This is a genomic window from Streptomyces sp. 3-6, from assembly GCF_056323165.1.
The window spans coordinates 74170-94625 of the sequence record NZ_JBWHZP010000001.1 but is presented as its reverse complement, the minus strand read 5'-3'; the positions used below and the strand labels follow the sequence as shown (position 1 = coordinate 94625).

Genomic DNA, 20456 nt, shown 5'->3' with positions numbered 1-20456 from the left:
TCCGCGTGTCCGGGGGCGCGAACCCGGCACGCGCAGGGCGCTCCGGCCTGACGCGCGGAGAAGGAGTCGGCCTGGTCCGCGGAGGAGACGCGTGCCCGGCACCGAAGGTCAACGGCCCAACGGAGGGCGGCGGGGCGCGGGGCCGGTCAGTCCCTGGCGGGGCCCGGTCAGTCCCGGGCGGGGGTCACCCGTCCCGCCGCCGGGCGTTCCCGCCACAGGGCCAGGGCGATGTCGACCATGGGGACGTGCACCAGTCCGGGGACGGCGTCCAGGGGGTGCCAGGCGGCGAGTTCGGTGCTGCCGCCGACCTCGTTGCGCAGGTCACCGCCGGTGATCCGCCCCTCGTAGACCAGCTGGACGGCGTGGTGGTCGGCGGGGCGGCCGAGACGGCGGGCCGGGAGCGTGCGGCGGAAGGACTGCACGCCGAGCAGGCCGGTGACCTCGATGAGGTAGCCGGTCTCCTCCTCGACCTCCCGGCGCACGGTGTCGTAGGGGTCCTCGCCGTGCTCCATGCCCCCGCCCGGCATGACCCACTCGGGCGGCCCGCCGGGCACGGGAGAACGGGCGAGCAGGAGCTGTCCGTCGCGTACCACCACGGCGTAGGCCGCCACCCTCAACGTCTTGCGCACCCACGGACGTTAGCGCCGGACCGGGCGCTCGGGCAGGTGGTTTTCCGGGCGGTCCGGACACGTCGGCCGCGTGGCGGGGAGCGAGGGGCGACTTGCCCGCTTAGGGGGACATCGTCCCATAAGCGCATCGGGGGTTTTCCCCATACATCCATTTCGTTTTCGGTCAACACTCCCCAAACACCTGCCCCTTGCGACAGGCTCTGCGATCGTCCGGGTTCCTGTTCCGGACGTTCGCGACCAGGGCGGATCGGCTCGGGTCGCTCCACGATCGTTCCTTTACTTACAAGGGATGCCGATGACCCATTCCCCTCAGCGCGACTCGATATCGGGCGCGAGACGCGTCGCCCGCATCGCCGTGGCAGCCGGCCTGGTCGCCGCGCTCTCCGCGGCCGGGCCCATCCCGCTGGCTTTCGCCGCCGACGCGCCGCCCGCCGCCCCGGTCGACGGGGAGGTCAAGTCCGCGCCCGACAAGCTGGGGTCGAAGGACGCCGACCTGCTCGCCGAGGCGAAGGCCGAGGGCGCCAAGCACGTCACGATGATGATCGCCACCGCGCCCGGGAAGACCGCGCAGGTCGCCGAGAAGCTGGACGCGGTCAAGGGCGGCTCGGTCGGCGCGACCCACGACAAGCTGGGCTACGTCCGGGCCACCGTCCCCACCGCCAAGGCGGACGCGGCCATCGCCGCCGCGGCCAAGCTCTCCACCGTGCACGGCATCGACCTGCGCGAGGAGATCCCGCTGGACGACCCGACCCCGAGCGCCGACACCACCAAGGGCGCCAAGGGCAAGGGCGGCAAGGGCACCTACCGGGCGCCGGACAAGCGGACCCCGGCCAAGAACCCGTACAACCCGTCCTTCGAGACCGGTGCCGTCGAGTTCGTCGAGGACAACCGCAAGGCCGACGGCCGCGGCGTCACCATCGGCATCCTCGACTCCGGCGTGGACCTCGCCCACCCGGCGCTGCAGAAGACCACCACCGGCGAGCGCAAGATCGTCGACTGGGTGACGGCGACCGACCCGATCGTGGACAACGACCGGACCTGGCGTCCCATGGTGTCCTCCGTGTCCGGACCGAGCTTCAGCTACGACGGCAAGACCTGGAAGGCTCCCGCGGGCGACTACCGCATCAGCACCTTCCTGGAGTCGTACACCGTCGGCGGTGACGCGAACGGCGACACCAACCTCGACGGCGACACCACCGACTCCTGGGGCGTCCTCTACGACGCGAAGGCCGGCACGGTCCGCGTCGACCTGAACAACAACCAGGACTTCTCGGACGACACCCCGATGAAGCCCTACAAGGACAAGTTCCACGTCGGGTACTTCGGCACCGACGACCCGAAGACCGACGTCGCCGAGCGCCAGCCGTTCGTCGTGGAGATCCGCAAGGACGTCCCGATGGACCCCTACGGCGGCGACTGGATCGGCAAGAAGGCCGACTTCGTCAACATCGGCCTCATCGAGGGCTCCCACGGCACGCACGTGGCCGGCATCACCGCCGCCAACGGCCTGTTCGGCGGCAGGATGAACGGTGCCGCCCCGGGCGCCAAGCTGGTCTCCTCCCGCGCCTGCACCTGGTCCGGCGGCTGCACCAGCGTGGCGCTCACCGAGGGCATGATCGACCTCGTCGCCAACCGCGGCGTCGACATCGTCAACATGTCCATCGGCGGTCTGCCGGCGCTCAACGACGGCAACAACGCCCGCGCCGAGTTGTACAGCCGGCTCATCGACACCTACGGCGTCCAGATCGTCATCTCCGCGGGCAACTCCGGCCCCGGCGCCAACACGATCGGCGACCCGGCCCTGGCCGACAAGGTCATCTCCGTCGGCGCCTCCGTCTCCCGCGAGACCTGGGCCGCCAACTACGGCTCCGTGGTGCGCAAGAAGTACGGCATGATGCCGTTCTCCTCGCGCGGTCCGCGTGAGGACGGCGGCTTCACGCCGACGCTGGTCGCCCCCGGCGCCGCGGTCAACACCATCCAGACGTGGGCCGCGGGCGCCCCGGTCGCCGAGGCGGGCTACGACCTCCCGGCCGGCTACGGCATGCTCCAGGGCACCTCGATGGCCTCCCCGCAGGCCGCCGGCGCCGCCGCGCTGCTGCTGTCCGCCGCGAAGCAGAAGCGCATCGACCTGACGCCCGCGAAGCTGCGCACCGCCCTCACCTCCACGGCCGAGCGCATCAAGGACGTGCAGGCCTACGAGCAGGGCGCCGGCCTCATCGACATCGAGGACGCCTGGGACGCCATCCGGGACGGTGCCACCGCGCACACGTACACGGTGAAGGCGCCGGTCGACACCGCGATCGACCAGTTCCTGAAGACCCCCGGCTTCGGCACCGGTCTCTACGACCGCGAGGGCGGGCTGAAGGTCCGCCAGAAGAAGACGTACGACATCACGATCACCCGTACGTCCGGCCCGAACCGCGCGATCGAGCACGACCTCGACCTCGAGAACAACGCCGACCGCACCTTCCGCATCGTCGGTGACGACGAGGTGCGGCTGCCGCTGAACAAGCCGGTGACCGTCAAGGTCCAGGCGAACCCGCGCTCGGCCGGCCTGAAGAGCGCGATCCTGGAGATCGACGACCCGCGCACCGAGGGCGTGGACCACCAGGTCCTCAACACCGTGGTCGTCTCCGAGAAGCTGAACCACACCTTCTCGGCGTCCGGCAAGGCCCAGCGCAACGACACCACGTCGTACTTCGTCACCGTGCCCGAGGGCGCGAAGACGCTGGAGATCGCGATGAGCGGCCTGAAGGCCGACAGCCAGACCCGCTTCATCGCCATCCACCCGTACGGGGTCCCGGCCGACCCGACCTCGACGGTCAACTGCTACCCGAACTACACCAACCCGGCCAACACCTGCCGCCCCGACGTGCGTTCCTACCCGGACCCGCAGCCGGGCGTCTGGGAGATCGAGGTCGAGTCGCGCCGCACCTCCCCGCTGCTCGACAACCCGTACAAGCTGGACGTCGCCGTCCTCGGCGCGGCCTTCGACCCGGAGACCGTGACCCTGCCCGAGGCCAAGGCCGGCGAGCCGGCCGACGTCTCCTGGAAGGTGACGAACCGCTTCGCCGCGCTGGACGGCAAGCTGGTCGGCGGCCCGCTCGGCTCCGCCAAGACCGACCGCCCGTCCATCAAGACCGGTGACACGCACACCACAACGGTCGAGGTGCCCGAGGGCGCCGCGTCCCTGGACGTCGCCATCGGCAACGTCACCGACACCGCCGCCGACCTGGACCTCGCGGTCTACGACAAGAACGGCGTGCGCGTCGCCCAGTCCGCCGACGGTGACTCCGAGGAGTCGGTGTCCATCAGCAAGCCGGCCGCCGGCACGTACACCGTCGAGGTCGTGGGCTACTCCGTCCCGGCCGGCACCACGGAGTACGACTACCGGGACGTGTTCTTCTCCGACACGCTCGGCACCGTCACGGTCGACGGTTCCGCCCCCGTGAAGCTGGGCACGGGCGACTCCGCCACCGTCTCCGGCACCGTCACGGCCGAGGCCGAGGCGCCGGAGGGCCGCGAGTTCTTCGGCCGCGTCCAGCTGGTCAACGCCCGCGGCACGGTCGCGGGTGCGGGCAGCGTGACGATCGAGAAGGTCACCGACTGACACCCGTGACCGAAGGAGCAGGGCGGGCACCTCTCAGGGTGCCCGCCCTTTTCCGTACTCCGCGTCCGACGCGGAAGGCCGTTGCCGGTCCGGGTCCGCCTCACTGCCCCACGGACAGCGACCACCGAACACCGGAGTCGGCGGTCACCTGAAGCGTCGCCTCCCCGCGCGTCCTCTTCAGTGAGATCCGGTTGTACGTACTGCTCACCTCGTCACGGACGCACTCCACGGGAAAACTCAGACCGACGGGCTTCAGTTCGACTGTCAGCATTCCCTCACCCCGGCAGTTCACGGCGATCGACACCGGCCCGCTCTTCACGCCTCCGTCCAGCGGCAGGGTGCGGCTCCCCCGCGCGTCCGCCACCGATACGATCACTTCACCGTCGACGACCTGCGGCGCCCGAGTCACGGTCTCCCCCTCGAGGTGCTCGGCTCGGCTCGTGGATTCCACAGGCCGTGCCGACGACTCGGCCGGACTGGCTGCCGGTTCGCGGGGGGAGTCGCCCCTCGTGCAACCTCCGCAAAGGGCCGTCACGAGGAAGGCCGCTGCGAGGAGGGCGGTCCGACCCGAGCGCCTGCCGCTCAACGCTCCCCCATGTACCAGCCGACCTTGAGGGGCGAGCAGCTGGTGATGGCCCCTTCTGACGGACCTGGTCGAGTGTCGGGGAACGCCGAACTCCTGCACGTGGAACGGAGATGAAAACCGAACGGCTGTCTGGCTCGTCGTCCGCCGTCCGTGCCTCCGACACTAGGCCCACGCGCACCGCTGCGGACTGCTTCCGACCTGGCACTCAAAAGCCATGACCCCAGGCTGCCAGCGCGGAATTCCCGGCAGATTCGCACAAAAGACCGGCTACCGTCGGTTCACCTGAACCGACCAGCATCACCTTCCGGGAGAAAACTGTGCTGGAGACCCTTGGCATCGACGGACCGACCCACGATGTCTACCGGGCCCTGCTGCTGCATCCGTCCTGGACCTTGCAGGACGTAACCCGGGAGACCGGCCTCACCACCACCGAAGTGCGCGCGGCGCTCGACCGGTTGACCCAGCTGTCATTGAGCCCCTTCCAACCTGACGGGTGGTTGGGCTGCGGGCCCCGGCGGCGGGCATGAAGAAAGCTCCTGGTAGACGGGTTCACGACCAAGATCACCGCATCCGCCAGGAGCTCGTGTGCTTGTCTACCCGTCTGCCATCGATCTGTCCAGCCGTACCCTGCGTCGCCTCTCCGGTCTGCTGGCAGGTCACCGACGCCAAATCGGTTCTCGCTGGCGCCGCCTGAGCTGCGGCCGGCAGGCTCTGCTCGTACTCGCCCACCTACGCTGCGGCGACACCTACAGCCGCCTCGCCGCCGGCTTCCGGGTCGGGATCGCGACGGTCTACCGCTACATACGCGAGGCCGTCGGCCTCCTGGCCACCCTCGCCCCGACGCTGGAGCAGGCCATGCACACCATCCGCGGGAAGGCGTACGTGATCCTCGACGGCACACTCCTGCCGATCGACCGTGTTGCGGCCGACCGCCCGTACTACTCGGGAAAGAAGAAGCACCACGGGATGAACGTGCAGGTCCTCGCCGACCCGGCCGGACGGCTGCTCTGGGTCTCGGACGCCCTGCCCGGCGCCGTCCACGATCTGACCGCGGCCCGCACCCACGGCATCCCCGCCGCCCTCGCCGCCGACGGCATCAAGTGCTGGGCGGACAAGGCCTACCAGGGCGCCGGACCCGCCGTCCGCGTCCCGATCCGGGGCAAGCACCTGCGCGGCTGGCGCCGCCGCCACAACCGCGATCACGCAAAGATCCGAAGCCTCGGCGAACGCGCCATCGCCACCCTCAAGTGCTGGCGAGTACTTCGCAAACTGCGCTGCAGCACCACGAGGATCACCACCGTCGTCCGCGCCATCGTCACTCTCGAACTCACCAGCTGATCAAGATGGAAACGGCTCATTGCTGCACCCAGCCGGCGGCGACCAGTTCATCTCCGTCAGCCCCGACGTAGCCCTCGCCCCGGAGTTGTCACGCAAGGAAGCCGAATTGGACGAGAGGAGAGCCGGCTTGTCCCGTGAGCGAGCTGCGCTGGCCCTTCTCACCTCCGAGTACGCCGCCCTCGCGACGGGCCACGACACCAGCGGGGTGGAGCGGCTCACCGGCGTGGAGGCGGTGCGGGTCCGGCTGCTGGAGCTCGCTCACCGGGCCGAGACCGAAGTGTGCACCTTCGTACCCGGTGGGGCGCTCAGCTCCGCCGCCCTGAAGGCGGGCAAACCACTGGACGAGCAGAACCTCGCACGGGGGGTGCGCATGCGGACCGTCTACCTGGACAGCGTCCGCAACGACTCCGCAACCGTCGAGTACGCCACGTGGCTGGCTTCTGCCGGTGCCGAGACGCGTACCGTGCCCACACTGCCCATGCGCATGATCCTCTGCGACCGCGCGGCGGCGGTCATTCCCATAGACACCGACGACAGCAGTAAAGGAGCCCTGCTGATCCGCCACCCAAGCATGGTGCAGGCGCTCAAGGAACTGTTCGACGTGATCTGGGAAGGCGCGGTGCCGCTCGGTACACCGACGCGGGAGCTCTCCGAGGACACCGCAAGCGACCGGGAGACCGCCCTGCTCAAAATGTTGGCGGCGGGTCTGACCGACGAGGGCATCGCCCGCAGAATGGGCGTCTCACTGCGCACGGTTCGACGCAACACGGCGGACCTGCAGAGGCGCCTCGGGGTCCAGAGCCGGTTCCAGGCTGGTGCCGAGGCCGTCCGCCGCGGATGGATCTGACAGGTGTCGGTTCCGTAGGCGACGAGCACCGAGCCGGTGAACCGGCCCCTCGATGCCATGGCTCGGCGCTGACGGGCACGGCCCGTCGGCCCCGGCGCCGTACGGTGCCCACGGTCGGGCCGGTGTACGCGGTCAAGGTCGTTCTCCACTCTCCGTCCGCGCCCACTCCTCCTCGTCGTCCCAGCCTGCCGTCCGGCATACCCGGCGACCGGCGGCTCGAAGCGATCGCCCGGTACGCCCGGCCGGCAGCACAGCCGGGCATCGCCCACGTCTCCCTCGTCCGATGGGGCACACGACTCGTGGGGATGACATTCGTCGAGGTCGTGGGCTACTCCGTCCCGGCCGGCACCACGGAGTACGACTACCGGGACGTGTTCTTCTCCGACACGCTCGGCACCGTCACGGTCGACGGCTCCGCCCCGGTGAAGCTGGGCACGGGCGACTCCGCCACCGTCTCCGGCACCGTCACGGCCGAGGCCGAGGCGCCGGAGGGCCGCGAGTTCTTCGGCCGCGTCCAGCTGGTCAACGCTCGCGGCACGGTCGCGGGTGCGGGCAGCGTGACGATCGAGAAGGTCATCCCGTAACGGCGGTACGCCGCCAGGGGTGAGGGGCGGGTGTCCGGGACCACCGGGCACCCGCCCCTTCGTCGTGGGCGCCCTTGTTCCCGGGGGCTGTGCTGTTCCCGGGTGCCGTGCTCGCCCCGGGGCCGCTGCTGTTCCCGGGGCCTCCGCTCGCCGTTTCCTGTCCGGTCCGTGCCCGGCGCCGCCTACTGGCAGGCCATGCGGTTCGCCTCCGGCAGGGCGCCGGTGATCCAGGTCCGGGTGAGGGCGATGTTCCGGGCGCCGGTGACGACGAGGTCCGGCCGGTCGCCCTCGCGGGGCAGGCCGACGAGCAGCTGGTCGCCCACGGCGGGGGCCGACGACCCGGCCGTCCCGTGGAGGAACGTGACGGACGTGACCTCCTCCCCCGCGTGGACCCGGGTCACGGCGAGCGTGATCCGCTGCTCCCCCGACCTCGCCCCCGTCCCCGGCACCGGCTCGGTCGCCGTGACGACGCCCTCCGCCACGAGGCGGGCGCAGGCCAGCCACCGGGGATCGCCGACGGGGGGCCTCTCCCCGGCCGTCTCGGACTTCGCACCGTCCTCACCGGCACCCGCGTCACCCCGGCCCGCCGCGGGGGCACCGGCGTCGGCACTCGACGTCTCCTGGCCCGTGCCGGGCTGCACCATGAACCAACCCAGCCCCGCCACGACGGTCGCCGCGGCGGCCACGGCCAGCGTCCCCAGGGCGCCCCGGAGGGGCCTCCGACGGCGGCCGGAGCCGCCGCCCCGGCCGGGTCCACGCGCTCCGCGCGGCGCGCGCGAGCGGCCCGGCCCGGTGCTTCCGCCGGGTCCGGTGGGGGTGGACGCCGAGCCCACCGGGACCGTGTCCTCGACGACCGTGTCCTCGATGACCGTGTCCTCGATGACCGTGTCCTCGGCGTTCCCGGCCGGTGCCCCGTCGTCGGCGCCGGTCTCCGGTACCGCGTCGGACGGCTCGGCGAGCGCCTCCCCGAGGAACGCCAGCTGCTCCCGGAGCACCGCCAGGTCGGCCACGGCCGCCGCGTGCTCCGCCATGAACGCGGGGTCCCGCCGGTCGTCCTCGGACGGCGCCTCGGCCAGGATCGCGGTCATGAGGGGGTCTGCGGAGCCGTGCCGGGGGGCGTCTCCGTGTCCGGCGGCGTCGTGGGCGGCGTGGCCGTGGGAGGCGTGGTCGCGGTCTTCGCGGGAGCCGCCGTCGGCGTCCACGCGGTCCTCGGGGGGACGGTCCTCGTACCTCCGGTCGTCGCGGGTGCCGTGACCGTGGGTGCCGTCGCCGTAGGTGCCGTCGCCGTGGGCGGTCATGTCACACCACCTCGTCCTCGTGCAGGCGGGCGCGCAGGGCCCGTACCGCCGTGTGCAGCCTGCTCTTGACCGTGCCCTCGGGGACACCGAGCTGGTCGGCGATCGACCGCACCGGCAGGTCCGCGTAGAACCGCAGGACGACGACCTGGCGCTGGGCGTCGGTCAGCGCGTCCAGGCCGCGGGCGACGGCGAGGGAGAGCAGGCTGGTCTCCTCCCCGGACGGCGCTTCCGCGGGACGCAGGGCGGCCAGGCGTTCGCCGAGGCGTTCCTGGCGCCGCTTGGCCCGGTGCCAGTCCATCGCCAGGTTGGAGGCGACCACGGCCGCCCACGCCGACACGTCCCGCGGTGCCTCCTGTCCGCTCGCGGCCCGTTCCAGCAGCCGCAGGCGGACCTGCTGCACCCCGTCCGGCAGGTCCGCCTGCGGCACCCCGCCCAGGGCGAGCACCGCCCGTACCCGGCGCTCCTGCGCGGCGTCCAGTGGATCGTCGCCCGCGGCGGGGTCCGTCCCCCGCCCGCGCCGGGCCCCTGTGCGCAGCACTGCCCCACCCCCTCACGCTGTTCCCCCTACGACGCCGCTGCCGCCCGGAACGTTCGCCGCACGCGCAGAAGCCGGCCGAGGCGTACGTCACACCGCGCCGAGGCGTACGTCACACCTTCGTGTGGGCCGGACCGGGTTGGGCAGGGGACCTTGCGGCCCATGCCCTCCGGTGGCTGAATTCCTGCAGTTCAGGAGGGTGGCGGCCGGAGGTCCGCAACCGGTCGCCGACCGGGTCCGCCGCCGGAGCCGTCCCAAAGGGCGGGCAGAACGGCAAAGAATTGGACAGCCGGGCCGTGGTCGGCCGCATGATGGATGAGCCTCGGCCAGGCATACAGGTACGTAACAGGACGCAGTAGGGAGTCGTCGTGAGGGTCGGAATCGTCGGAGCCACCGGTCAGGTGGGCACGGTCATGCGCGGGATCCTCAAGGAGCGCGACTTCCCGGTCACCGAGCTGCGCCTGTTCGCGTCGGCCCGTTCCGCGGGCACCGAGCTGGACGGGGTCACGGTGGAGGACGCGTCCACCGCCGACTACTCCGGCCTCGACATCGTGCTGTTCTCGGCGGGCGGCGCGACCTCCCGGGCGCTGGCCGAGAAGGTCGCCTCGCAGGGCGCCGTGGTGATCGACAACTCCTCCGCCTGGCGCAAGGACCCCGAGGTCCCGCTGGTCGTCTCCGAGGTGAACCCGCAGGCGATCGCCGACCGTCCCAAGGGCATCATCGCCAACCCGAACTGCACCACCATGGCCGCCATGCCGGTCCTGCGTCCGCTGCACGCGGAGGCGGGCCTGGAGGCCCTGGTCGTCGCCACCTACCAGGCCGTGTCCGGCTCCGGTGTCGCGGGCGTCGAGGAGCTGCACGGCCAGGCGCGGAAGGTGATCGACGAGGCCGACAAGCTCGCCCACGACGGTGCGGCGGTCGACTTCCCCGAGCCGTCCGTCTACGCCCGCCCCATCGCCTTCAACGTGCTGCCGCTCGCCGGGAGCATCGTCGACGACGGCCTGAACGAGACCGACGAGGAGCAGAAGCTCCGCAACGAGTCCCGCAAGATCCTGGACATCCCGGAGCTGAAGGTGTCCGGCACCTGCGTCCGCGTCCCGGTCTTCTCCGGTCACTCCCTGCAGATCAACGCGCGCTTCGCCCGTCCGATCAGCCCGGAGCGCGCCACCGAGCTGCTGGGCGAGGCGCCCGGCGTCGTCCTCACCGACATCCCGACGCCGCTCCAGGCCGCCGGCCAGGACCCGTCGTTCGTCGGCCGCATCCGCCGCGACGAGACGGTGGACAACGGCCTGTCGCTGTTCGTCTCCAACGACAACCTCCGCAAGGGCGCCGCGCTCAACGCGGTCCAGATCGCGGAGCTGGTGGCGGCCGAGCTGAAGGGCTGAGCCCCGCACCGGCGTGAGCGGCGGGCGCGTCCCCTCGGGGCGCGCCCGCCGCTGTCGTCCGGGCTCCGGTTGCTGCGGTCCGGGCTCCGGTGGCTGCCGTCCGGGGATCCCGCCGCCGTCCGAGGCCCCGCCGTTCCCGTCCGGGGTCCTCCCCACCCGTCCCACCGACCGGACGCCTCTCCCCCTGGCCAGGGCACCTCACGCCTCCCCTGTCAGGGCACCGCACGTCTCCCTCACCAGGGCGCTGCACGCCGTCCCGCCGCGGGCCGCGTCCGCCCCGGCACATCATCCGATCGGCAGACGCCCGTCCCGTCCGGCATGGTCCGCCCCGGCACCGCGCCGTACCCTCACGTCCGAGGAGTGCGTCCCGCCCGGCCGGCCGGTGAGACCGCCGGGCACCGCCCGACGGAGACGAGCACCGCCATGCCGACCGCCAAGAACCTCCAGGCCAACCGTGCCGCCCTCGCCCACCGCCTCTCCTACGCGCTGCGCCACCCGGACCGCATACCCCGGCACCTGCGCCGTGCCGCCCGCGACACCTGGCTGCGGTACCGCTCCCCCGACCACATCGCCTACTACAGGGCCGTGATGCGCTCCGACACGCGCCGGAACCCGGACGCCGCCGTGGGCAGCCACAGCCGCGAACGCTGGAACGCCCTCGGCGCGATGCAGTTCGACTACCTGCTGGAGCACGGGCTGCGGCCCGAGCACCGGATGCTGGAAATCGGCTGCGGCAACCTGCGGGCCGGGCGTCACTTCATCGCCCACCTGCACCCCGGCCACTACTACGGCATCGACATCTCCCCCGACATCCTGTTCGCCGCCCAGGACACCCTGGTCGCCCACGGGCTCCAGGACCGGATGCCCACCCTCACCCCGGTCCGCGACCTCACGCTGCGCTTCCTGCCCCCGGCGCACTTCGACGTCGTCCACGCCCACAGCGTCTTCTCGCACTCCCCGCTGCCGGTCATCGAGGAGTGCCTGGCGAACGTCGGTCGGGTGCTCGCGCCGGGCGGATGGTTCGACTTCACCTTCGACCGCACCGAGGGCGAGGAGCACCACGTCCTGCGGGAGGACTTCTACTACCGCACCGAGACCCTGACCGCGCTGGCCGCCCGGTACGGGCTGACGGCCCGCCTCATGGAGGACTGGGAGCGCCTGCCGCACGGCCAGTCCAAGATCCGCGTCACCCACGCCGACCGCACGGCGCCCCCGGAACCGCCGTCGGGCCCAGAGCCGCCGGCGCCCCCGGGACGGCCGACGCCGCCGGGACGGCAGTCCTCCGGCACGTGACTCAGCCCCGGCCGCCGTCCGCGCCCGCCGCGAGGTCCTCCCGCCGCACCTCGTACAGGAAGCAGCCGTGCTCCACGGCCCGTACGTGCACCAGTGCCACCTCCGGTTCGGCGAACGCCTCGGCCAGCGCCGCCGCCAGTTCCTCCGCCGCCCCCACCAGCCGCCCGCCCACGATGCGGCCCTCCGCCGAGTAGCGGCGCACGGTGCGGTGCGCTCCCGTGAACGGCAGCCCCGCGCCCTCGCCGCGCCCCGCGCCGTCCCCGGGCCCCGCGCACTCCCGTGCGTGCACGAACACCGGGCCCTGCTCGTCGTAGGCCCCCGGGTCGGCGCCCGTGGCGGCCGCCCACCGCCGCAGCGGCGCGTACGAGACGAGGGCGATCGACTCACCGGGCCGGCTGCGCCGCAGACAGCACCGCAGCGGCGCGCCGCCCTCCTCGTCGGTGAACAGGACCGGCGGACGCCCCGCGTCGTCCACCCGGCGGAGTTCCTTCAGCACGGGGGCCGGTACCGGGCGGGCGACAAGGACTGTCGGGGAGGGCCCCATGGAGGTCGTCGTGGAGGTCGTCATGCCCCCAGCGTCCCGCCCCGCCCCGCGCGCCACCGGCGGAATCCGGACATCGCGTTGACGCAGGTCCCGTGGAAGGATGGCGCAACCCACACATCACGAGGAGATGACCGCGTGCCTGGCACAAACCTGACTCGCGAAGAGGCGCGGCAGCGGGCGGAGCTGCTGACCGTTGACTCCTACGAGATCGACCTCGATCTCTCCGGCGCGCAAGAGGGCGGCACCTACAGGTCCGTGACCACGGTGCGCTTCGACGTCGCCGAGCACGGCGACGGCGCGCAGTCCTTCATCGACCTGGTGGCTCCCACCGTGCACGAGGTCACCCTGAACGGGGAGGCCCTCGACCCCGCCGAGGTCTTCGCGGACTCCCGCATCGCCCTGCCCGGACTGCTCAAGGGCCGCAACGTGCTGCGGGTGAGCGCCGACTGCGCGTACACCAACACCGGTGAGGGCCTGCACCGCTTCGTCGACCCCGTCGACGACCAGGCGTACCTCTACACCCAGTTCGAGGTGCCGGACGCCCGTCGCGTCTTCGCCAGCTTCGAACAGCCCGACCTCAAGGCCACCTTCCAGTTCACCGTGAAGGCGCCCGAGGGCTGGACCGTCATCTCGAACTCCCCGACGCCCGAACCCCGGGACAACGTCTGGACGTTCGAGCCGACGCCGCGCATCTCGACGTACATCACCGCGCTGATCGTCGGCCCGTACCACAGCGTCCACAGCGTCTACGAGAAGGACGGCCGGTCCGTCCCGCTCGGCATCTACTGCCGGCCCTCGCTCGCCGAGTACCTCGACGCCGACGCCATCTTCGAGGTCACCCGGCAGGGCTTCGACTGGTTCCAGGAGAAGTTCGACTACGCCTACCCCTTCGCCAAGTACGACCAGCTGTTCGTCCCGGAGTTCAACGCGGGCGCCATGGAGAACGCGGGCGCGGTCACGATCCGCGACCAGTACGTCTTCCGCTCCAAGGTGACGGACGCGGCGTACGAGGTGCGGGCCGAGACGATCCTGCACGAGCTGGCCCACATGTGGTTCGGCGACCTGGTCACCATGGAGTGGTGGAACGACCTGTGGCTGAACGAGTCGTTCGCCACCTACACCTCCATCGCCTGCCAGGCCGCGGCGCCCGGCTCGCGCTGGCCGCACTCCTGGACCACCTTCGCCAACTCCATGAAGACCTGGGCCTACCGCCAGGACCAGCTGCCGTCGACCCACCCGATCATGGCCGACATCAGCGACCTGGACGACGTCCTCGTCAACTTCGACGGCATCACCTACGCCAAGGGCGCCTCCGTCCTCAAGCAGCTCGTGGCCTACGTCGGCGAGGACGCCTTCTTCCGTGGCGTCCAGGCGTACTTCAAGCGCCACGCCTACGGCAACACCCGCCTCTCCGACCTGCTGGGCGCCCTGGAGGAGACCTCCGGCCGCGACCTGAGGACCTGGTCGAAGAAGTGGCTGGAGACGGCCGGCATCAACATCCTGCGCCCCCGCATCGAGACGGACGCCGACGGCGTCGTCACCTCCTTCGCCGTCCAGCAGGAGGCCCCCGCCCTCCCCGCCGGCGCCAAGGGCGAGCCCACGCTGCGCCCGCACCGCATCGCGGTCGGCCTCTACGACCTCGACGAGAGCAGCGGCAAGCTGGTGCGCACCGAGCGCGTCGAACTCGACGTGGACGGCGAGCTCACCGAGGTCCCGCAGCTCACCGGCACGCGCCGCCCGGCGGTCGTCCTCCTCAACGACGACGACCTCTCCTACGCCAAGGTCCGCCTCGACGAGCAGTCCCTCGCCGTCGTCACCGAGCACCTCGGCGACTTCGAGGCGTCCCTGCCCCGCGCCCTGTGCTGGGCCTCCGCCTGGGACATGACCCGGGACGCGGAACTCGCCGCCCGCGACTACCTCTCCCTGGTCCTGTCGGGCATCGGCAAGGAGTCCGACATCGGCGTCGTGCAGTCCCTGCACCGCCAGGTCAAGCTGGCCATCGACCTGTACGCCGACCCGGCCGCCCGGGAGACCCTCCTCGGCCGCTGGACGGACGCCACCCTCGCCCAGCTGCGCGCCGCCGCCCCCGGCAGCGACCACCAGCTCGCCTGGGCCCGCGCCTTCGCCGCCACCGCCCGCACCCCCGAGCAGCTCGACCTCCTGGAGGCCCTGCTCACCGGTGAGCAGACCGTCGAGGGCCTCGCCGTCGACACCGAGCTGCGCTGGACCTTCGTCCAGCGGCTGGCCGCGGTCGGCCGCTACGACGAGACGGAGATCGCCGGCGAGTACGAGCGCGACCGCACGGCGGCCGGCGAACGCCACGCCGCCACCGCCCGCGCGGCCCGCCCGACGGAGGAGGCGAAGGCGGAGGCGTGGGCCTCGGTCGTCGACTCCGACAAGCTGCCGAACGCCGTCCAGGAAGCCGTCATCGCCGGCTTCGTCCAGACCGACCAGCGCGAACTGCTGGCGCCGTACACCGAGCGCTACTTCGAGGTCCTCGCGGACGTCTGGGACTCCCGTTCGCACGAGATGGCCCAGCAGATCGCCGTCGGCCTCTACCCGGCCGTCCAGGTCTCCCGCGACACCCTCGACCGCACGGACGCCTGGCTGACCTCCGCCAACCCGAGCGCCGCCCTGCGCCGCCTGGTCTCGGAATCCCGGGCCGGCGTCGAACGCGCCCTCCGCGCCCAGGCCGCCGACGCGGCAGCAGCGGGGGCGTAGCCTCCGGCGGTACGCGTCCCTGGGGGCGCCCGGTCTTATGCCGGGCGCCCTTCGCGTTGGGCGGGGCAACACGACACGGTGTCGCCCGTGCGTGGGGCGCCGTCACGGAGGCTCGTACGTCCTGCGTCCTGCGTCCTCAGTCCCGGCTCGGCCCCCTCCGACGCGGGGATACGAACCGGAGCCGTCACAGGGAAGGACCGGCCCACCCGCAACACATGACCATCAGAGTGCCGTTGGCCCTTACCCGGCCGTCCAGGTCTCCCGCAACACCCTCGACCGCACCGGCGCCCGGCTGATCTCCGTCAACCCCAGCACCGCCCTGCGCCGCCTGGTTCCGGAAACCCGCACAGGCTTCCACCGCGCCCTCCGCGTCCTCTGCGCCCAGGCAGCGACGGTGACGGCAGCAACGGGCCGTAGCCGTCGGGGGGTACGCGTTCCGGGCCGCCAGGCGCTATGACAGGCGCCCTTGTCGTGGTTCCTTGAGCCAGCCGATGAACGCGGCGAAAGCGACGTGTAGGGCTGGCAGCCACCGTCGAGGGAGGGCGGCCGGGGGAAGCTCGTGCGGTGCGAGCTGGGTGCAGCTTGCTCAGCGGCTTCCAGCGCCCTCATGCCTACCCTCGCTGAAGTTTGTGAGCACATTGACCTCAAGTGCTCACGGACTGGCAGCCCGCCGGCTGGGAGTGGGCCGGTTGCAAAGGGAAAGCATGGCTGGCCCAAAACATGCAGTTGATGAGGAAGACCGTCCGCACCCCAGCGCATAGTTGTGGCATGCAGACTCGGACGACATACGGCTGACGTGCCTCGCCGCCCACACCTCAGGCCGGTCGATCGCCGAGCGCGTGGTCCGTCACCGGCTGCGGGCGAGGGCCGCATCTGCGGCGTCCGGGCCGACCTGGACAATCTCCCTTTGCACCACACTGCCCCGAACGGATCCGCCTGGAAACTGTGCAGCTCGCACTTCTGCCCAACCTGGGCTGAACATTGAATGCACCCGCGCCTACAAGAGGACCCCCGGCTGGGACAGTGGAACTCGGCGTCCACCCGAGACGGCACTCGGGCCTTCAACCTGACCAGCCGCGGCACACAGCACGATTGGTCCACCCGACTCCTCCGGCGGATCGTCACACAAGATCGAGGCTACCGCAACAAGATGCGTTCCGAGGGCCGCGTTCACTGACCCCACTCATGAATGCCACAGGAAAGGCAACGGTTTCAGGTCGATCGAGGGCCACAAATTAGCCAAGCCTTGACCACCGCAGCGCACTATTGGAAGATCCTTCCGTAACCGCGATAGCGGGCAGCGGAGAAGGAGTGGCGTGAAGATACTTGGAAAGTTAGTACTGTTCTCCATCTCAGGTGCAGCAATTGCTGTTTCCAGCCTAGCCACCCCGGCGACGGCCTACGATCCCCAGAGCGGAACTGATATCGGAATTCGCGCGATTGGGGTCAGCGACGGCCTCATACCGGGCCAGCCCGTGATCCACAAGAGAGGTGACGGGGTCAATCCGCCGGCAGAGCTGGGTAACCCCTCCGAGTGGGGCGTGGTGAAGCTGGAGATCAACGATTCGGCCGTTCAAATCCAAGGGAACACCTGTAAGAATGTGACTCACGGCAAATGGTGCTATGGGTACGACTTGGTGTCGGCTGGGAAGAAGTGCTACTCGAATTACATCGCGAACGTGAGGCACAAGTCAACGGTCAGGGTCCGGAACGTCGATCATTCGAGTGGCTGGGTGGAGAAGGGAAAGACCTCCTACGCCAACTCAACACAAGGCGCAGCATGGACCTGCCACGCCTATTACAGTAATGCGTAAGATATATCTGCCGTGGTGAGGGTTGTTCTCCCTCGGGCGTGGCAGACCTCCGGGCGTACACGGGCCCGGAGGTCTGCCACTTCAGGACCGGAAGGGGAGAGAGTGAACTTTTTAGGTGCTCGGGCAGCGTCGCTTGCGGCTCCACTCGGGCTTGGTCTGTTGCTAGGCCTGACGGGACCTATCGCTGAGCATTGGGGTGGCCGTCCGGGTATTGCCGTGGGCGCCGTTTTCACCGGTGGTTGGCCGTGGGCCTGTTACGCCTTTCTGGTGGGCTATTTCCGCCAGTCCAAAATCGAATCGGTTGTCCTCGCGCCTCTGGGGCTGGCTACCGGTGTCGTGACTTACTACCTGACCAAGGGAAGTCTCGCATCTCCGGGTGACCTGGATTACTCAGGTGCAGGATCCTCCGGAGTTGCGCTCTGGGGTGTGCTGGCATTCTTCTTCGGAGCGCCCCTTGGGCTCCTGGGGAACCTTGCTCAGGTGCCGGGCATCGGTGGCCTGTTTTTCCGGCTGCTCATTCCCCTGGTGGCCTTTTATGAGACTTCCATGCGCCTGGAGACGGAGTCACGCGGGCCGAGTCAGGGTGTTCTGGGTACCTGGACCACTGTTCGGTACACGGCTGTTGCCGTTGCGATCGCTATGGTGAGCCACACGGTCTGGAGTTGGTGGAGGTCTCGCCGTCTTCGTTCCGCTGGGATGGGTGTTGGCTAACTTGATCTTTAACCTCGGAGGTCGAACGACTCCTCGTACTTGATCACTCGGGCTGGTAACTGCCGTATGTGAAGGCGGCCTTCGGCTGAGCATGTGATCCGACCAAGGAACACACAAGCTCAGCGCGAAGGCCGTGGGGATGAGTCTGCTGCATCACGTCGTCCGGCAGGATCCGTTTGCGGAACTGTCATGCTTCCGGGGCGAGTTCTACTCCTGTCTGACCAGGCGAGCGGATGCGTTGTTCGAGCTGGCCGATGCCGTGCTGTGTGCGGATGGCCCGGTCCGGTCGCTGGTGGAACTGTCGCTGGTGGGCGAACACCGGCGCGGGCACGGCGGGCTCTACGACGCCCTGTCCGCAGGCCGGGTCGACGTCGCCCGGCTGCGACGGGCCCTGGCGACGGTGCCGCTGCCGCGGGCGGCGGACGGCCGGCTGGTGCTGGCCGCCGACCTCACCTGCTGGCTGCGGCCCAGCGCGCACACCTCACCGCAGCGGGTCCTGTGCCACACCTACGGCCGGGGCAAGGACCAGCACATTCCCGTGCCCGGCTGGCCCTACTCGGTGATCTGCGCGCTGGAGACGGGACGCAGTTCGTGGACCGCGCCGCTGGACGCATTGCGTCTGGCCCCGGGCGACGACGCCGCCACCGTCACGGCCGGCCAGATGCGTGAACTGGTCGAGCGGCTGGTCTCGGCCGGGCAGTGGAAGGACGGCGACCCGGAGATCCTGATCGTGGTGGACGCCGGATACGACGTGCCCCGCCTGGCCTTCCTGCTCAAAGATCTGCCGGTGCAGGTACTGGGCCGGATGCGCTCGGACCGTGTCCTGCGCCGTGCGGTCCCGCCTCGCGAGCCCGGCGTGAGGGGCCGACCGCCCCGCCATGGAGCGGAGTTCGTCTTCGGTGACCCGGCCACCTGGGGCACACCCGACGAGCAGACGGTGACCGCAACCCGTCTCTACGGCACCGCCACCGCCCGGGCATGGGACCGGCTCCACCCGAGACTGACCCACCGCTCTGCCTGGACTTCCCAGCTCGGCGCCCTGCCGGTCATCGAGGGCACCGTGATCCGTCTGCAGGTCGAGCATCTGCCCAGCGGCGCGACACCCAAGCCGGTCTGGCTGTGGTGGTCGGGCACCAACGCCACCACAGCCGACGTCGACCGTCTGTGGCAGGCGTTTTTGCGGCGCTTCGACATCGAGCACACCTTCCGCCTGTTCAAGCAGACCCTGGGCTGGACCTGTCCGAAGATCCGCACCCCCGAAGCCGCCGACCGCTGGACCTGGCTGATCGTCGTCGCTTTCACCCAGCTCCGGCTCGCCCGCCCGCTGGCGGCAGACCTCCGGCGGCCGTGGGAAAAGCCGACCCCGCCCGACAGGCTCACCCCGGCCCGCGTCCGTCGCGACTTTCGACACCTGCGGCCGAAGGCCGCCTGCCCGGCCGGAGCACCGAAATCCTCTCGGCCCGGCCCGGGACGGCCACCCGGCCGCAGGAACAACCAGCCCACCGCACGCTACGACGTGCACACCGTCCACAAACCCGGCCCCACAAAACGACGCACGAAGAAGTCCACGACTCCACGCCCCCGCCGCACAGGTTAAAGATCAAGCTAAGGGTTGTCCCGTAATTGATCTGCGGGTCGCCTCGGGCACAGCTGGCCGCCGTGCAGCCCACTGGCCTATCCGGCGAGGGCGAGGTTGTGCATGCGGGTGACGCCGAGCATGGCGTGGTGGACGCCGTCGCCCTTGAGACGGCAGTCGCGGAGGATCTTCCAGGTCTTCATGCGGGACGTGCTCGACACGGGCGCGGACCTGCTTGCGGGGTGTTGGGCTCCTCTTTCCCAGTCCGGGAGTTCGGCTTGGCTGCGCTTGCGGCGGTGTGGGATGACGAGTCCGGTGCCTGGGTAGCCGCCGTCGGCGATCGTGGTGGTCTTGCCGACGGCGGCTTTGACGCCGGATTCCTCCCATGCCTGGCAGTCGTTGCGGTTCCCGGTGAGCGGCCGGCCGACCACGACGACCAGGCGGGTGTCGGCGTCGATGACGACCTGGTGATTGGGGGAGTACCGGTAGTTCTTCGACCGCTCGGCCACAGTGTGGTGCCGGATGGTCACCAGGGTGCCGTCCACCATGAGCACAGCGTCCTTCGCGAACCGCTTGCGAGACTGGAGCTCGGGCATCGCGACCCGAGGTGGCCGATGATCCGGTCCGCCCCCGACTTGGACACCCCGAACAGCGGGACGAGCTGCCGCATGGTCAGGTTCGTGCGCCAGTGGGCCGCGACCAGCAGGGCCTGGTCCTCCAGCGGAAGGCTCCACGGCCGGCCCCTGCGGACCACGTCCGCCCTCTCGCGCCGCAGCACCGTCACCAGCTTCGTGAACTGCCGCGGGCTCAGCCCGGTGAACGGGGCCATCCAGGACGGCTCCGACGCCGTGATCACACCAATCACGCCAAGATCATCTCAACTGTGACCGTCTCACTGACCGAAGTGGGAAGCGCCGGTGGCCTTCGGATCGAAGGGCACCGCTCCCGGGATCCGATGGATGATCTGTTCTGCTCGTCAGGCTGT

The 20456-nt window shown here is 70.5% G+C and carries 14 protein-coding genes and 2 pseudogenes; 10 read left to right on the top strand and 6 right to left on the bottom strand.

The genetic code is table 11. The annotated features are described in order from the left end of the window. Nucleotides 1-167 precede the first annotated feature (167 nt). A complete protein-coding gene (locus tag AC02VZ_RS00360) occupies nucleotides 168-629 on the bottom strand; it encodes an NUDIX hydrolase (RefSeq protein WP_432056772.1) in 462 nt (153 codons plus the stop codon). Between the two features lie 295 nt (nucleotides 630-924). Here AC02VZ_RS00360 and AC02VZ_RS00355 point away from each other — a divergent pair, with 295 nt between their 5' ends. Further along, nucleotides 925-4239: a S8 family serine peptidase gene (locus AC02VZ_RS00355; protein WP_476474197.1), complete on the top strand. Its 3315-nt coding sequence runs from the start codon at nucleotides 925-927 to the stop codon at nucleotides 4237-4239. A 100-nt stretch (nucleotides 4240-4339) separates the two neighbouring features. Here the strand turns inward: AC02VZ_RS00355 and AC02VZ_RS00350 are convergent, their stop codons facing one another. Next, nucleotides 4340-4648, bottom strand: a complete 309-nt coding sequence (locus AC02VZ_RS00350; protein ID WP_476474196.1) for a hypothetical protein — start codon at nucleotides 4646-4648, stop codon at nucleotides 4340-4342. 494 nt (nucleotides 4649-5142) lie between these two features. Here AC02VZ_RS00350 and AC02VZ_RS00345 point away from each other — a divergent pair, with 494 nt between their 5' ends. The 4 genes and pseudogenes from AC02VZ_RS00345 to AC02VZ_RS00330 all read left to right on the top strand — a co-directional run. Beyond that, nucleotides 5143-5352 (top strand): hypothetical protein, encoded by a 210-nt coding sequence (locus tag AC02VZ_RS00345; protein WP_476474195.1) that lies wholly within the window; start codon nucleotides 5143-5145, stop codon nucleotides 5350-5352. A 58-nt stretch (nucleotides 5353-5410) separates the two neighbouring features. Beyond that, complete coding sequence (locus tag AC02VZ_RS00340; RefSeq protein WP_476474194.1) at nucleotides 5411-6163, top strand: transposase family protein; 753 nt, start codon at nucleotides 5411-5413, stop codon at nucleotides 6161-6163. 127 nt (nucleotides 6164-6290) lie between these two features. Continuing rightward, nucleotides 6291-7010, top strand: coding sequence for a LuxR C-terminal-related transcriptional regulator (locus tag AC02VZ_RS00335; protein WP_476474193.1), 720 nt, complete (start codon nucleotides 6291-6293; stop codon nucleotides 7008-7010). 302 nt (nucleotides 7011-7312) lie between these two features. Further along, nucleotides 7313-7594 (top strand): annotated as a pseudogene (locus tag AC02VZ_RS00330) (hypothetical protein); the annotation flags it as partial. A 182-nt stretch (nucleotides 7595-7776) separates the two neighbouring features. On the opposite strand, the gene AC02VZ_RS00325 reads toward AC02VZ_RS00330, so the two are convergent. Further along, entirely contained in the window at nucleotides 7777-8892 is a 1116-nt protein-coding gene (locus AC02VZ_RS00325) for a hypothetical protein (protein WP_476474192.1), read from the bottom strand. 1 nt (nucleotide 8893) lies between these two features. Then, a complete protein-coding gene (locus AC02VZ_RS00320) occupies nucleotides 8894-9430 on the bottom strand; it encodes an RNA polymerase sigma factor (RefSeq protein WP_432056775.1) in 537 nt (178 codons plus the stop codon). 365 nt (nucleotides 9431-9795) lie between these two features. Between AC02VZ_RS00320 and AC02VZ_RS00315 the strand changes: the two genes are divergently transcribed. Both AC02VZ_RS00315 and AC02VZ_RS00310 read left to right on the top strand, forming a co-directional pair. Next, nucleotides 9796-10812 (top strand): aspartate-semialdehyde dehydrogenase, encoded by a 1017-nt coding sequence (locus AC02VZ_RS00315; protein ID WP_432056776.1) that lies wholly within the window; start codon nucleotides 9796-9798, stop codon nucleotides 10810-10812. Between the two features lie 423 nt (nucleotides 10813-11235). Further along, complete coding sequence (locus tag AC02VZ_RS00310; protein WP_476474191.1) at nucleotides 11236-12105, top strand: class I SAM-dependent methyltransferase; 870 nt, start codon at nucleotides 11236-11238, stop codon at nucleotides 12103-12105. Nucleotide 12106: 1 nt separating this feature from the next. Here AC02VZ_RS00310 and AC02VZ_RS00305 read toward each other — a convergent pair whose 3' ends face one another. After that, the gene (locus AC02VZ_RS00305) at nucleotides 12107-12673 is read right to left on the bottom strand and encodes a DUF1203 domain-containing protein (RefSeq protein WP_476474190.1); all 567 of its coding nucleotides are present in this window, start codon (nucleotides 12671-12673) and stop codon (nucleotides 12107-12109) included. 111 nt (nucleotides 12674-12784) lie between these two features. Between AC02VZ_RS00305 and pepN the strand changes: the two genes are divergently transcribed. The 3 genes from pepN (at nucleotide 12785) to AC02VZ_RS00290 (ending at nucleotide 19492) form a co-directional block, all read left to right on the top strand. Continuing rightward, nucleotides 12785-15370, top strand: coding sequence for an aminopeptidase N (gene pepN / locus AC02VZ_RS00300; RefSeq protein WP_476474189.1), 2586 nt, complete (start codon nucleotides 12785-12787; stop codon nucleotides 15368-15370). Nucleotides 15371-16686: 1316 nt separating this feature from the next. Continuing rightward, the gene (locus AC02VZ_RS00295; protein ID WP_432056779.1) at nucleotides 16687-17184 is read left to right on the top strand and encodes a lactococcin 972 family bacteriocin; all 498 of its coding nucleotides are present in this window, start codon (nucleotides 16687-16689) and stop codon (nucleotides 17182-17184) included. Nucleotides 17185-18034: 850 nt separating this feature from the next. Continuing rightward, entirely contained in the window at nucleotides 18035-19492 is a 1458-nt protein-coding gene (locus tag AC02VZ_RS00290; protein WP_093549437.1) for an NF041680 family putative transposase, read from the top strand. A gap of 77 nt (nucleotides 19493-19569) precedes the next feature. Here the strand turns inward: AC02VZ_RS00290 and AC02VZ_RS00285 are convergent. Beyond that, nucleotides 19570-20336: pseudogene (locus AC02VZ_RS00285) on the bottom strand (transposase family protein). Nucleotides 20337-20456: the final 120 nt, after the last annotated feature.

Coding starts and splice junctions, on each gene's coding strand:
- AC02VZ_RS00355 (WP_476474197.1), top strand. CDS start 925: ATGACCCATTCCCCTCAGCGCGACTCGATATCGGGCGCGAGACGCGTC.
- AC02VZ_RS00305 (WP_476474190.1), bottom strand. CDS start 12,673: ATGACGACCTCCACGACGACCTCCATGGGGCCCTCCCCGACAGTCCTT.
- AC02VZ_RS00310 (WP_476474191.1), top strand. CDS start 11,236: ATGCCGACCGCCAAGAACCTCCAGGCCAACCGTGCCGCCCTCGCCCAC.
- AC02VZ_RS00325 (WP_476474192.1), bottom strand. CDS start 8,892: ATGACCGCCCACGGCGACGGCACCTACGGCGACGGCACCCACGGTCAC.
- AC02VZ_RS00290 (WP_093549437.1), top strand. CDS start 18,035: ATGAGTCTGCTGCATCACGTCGTCCGGCAGGATCCGTTTGCGGAACTG.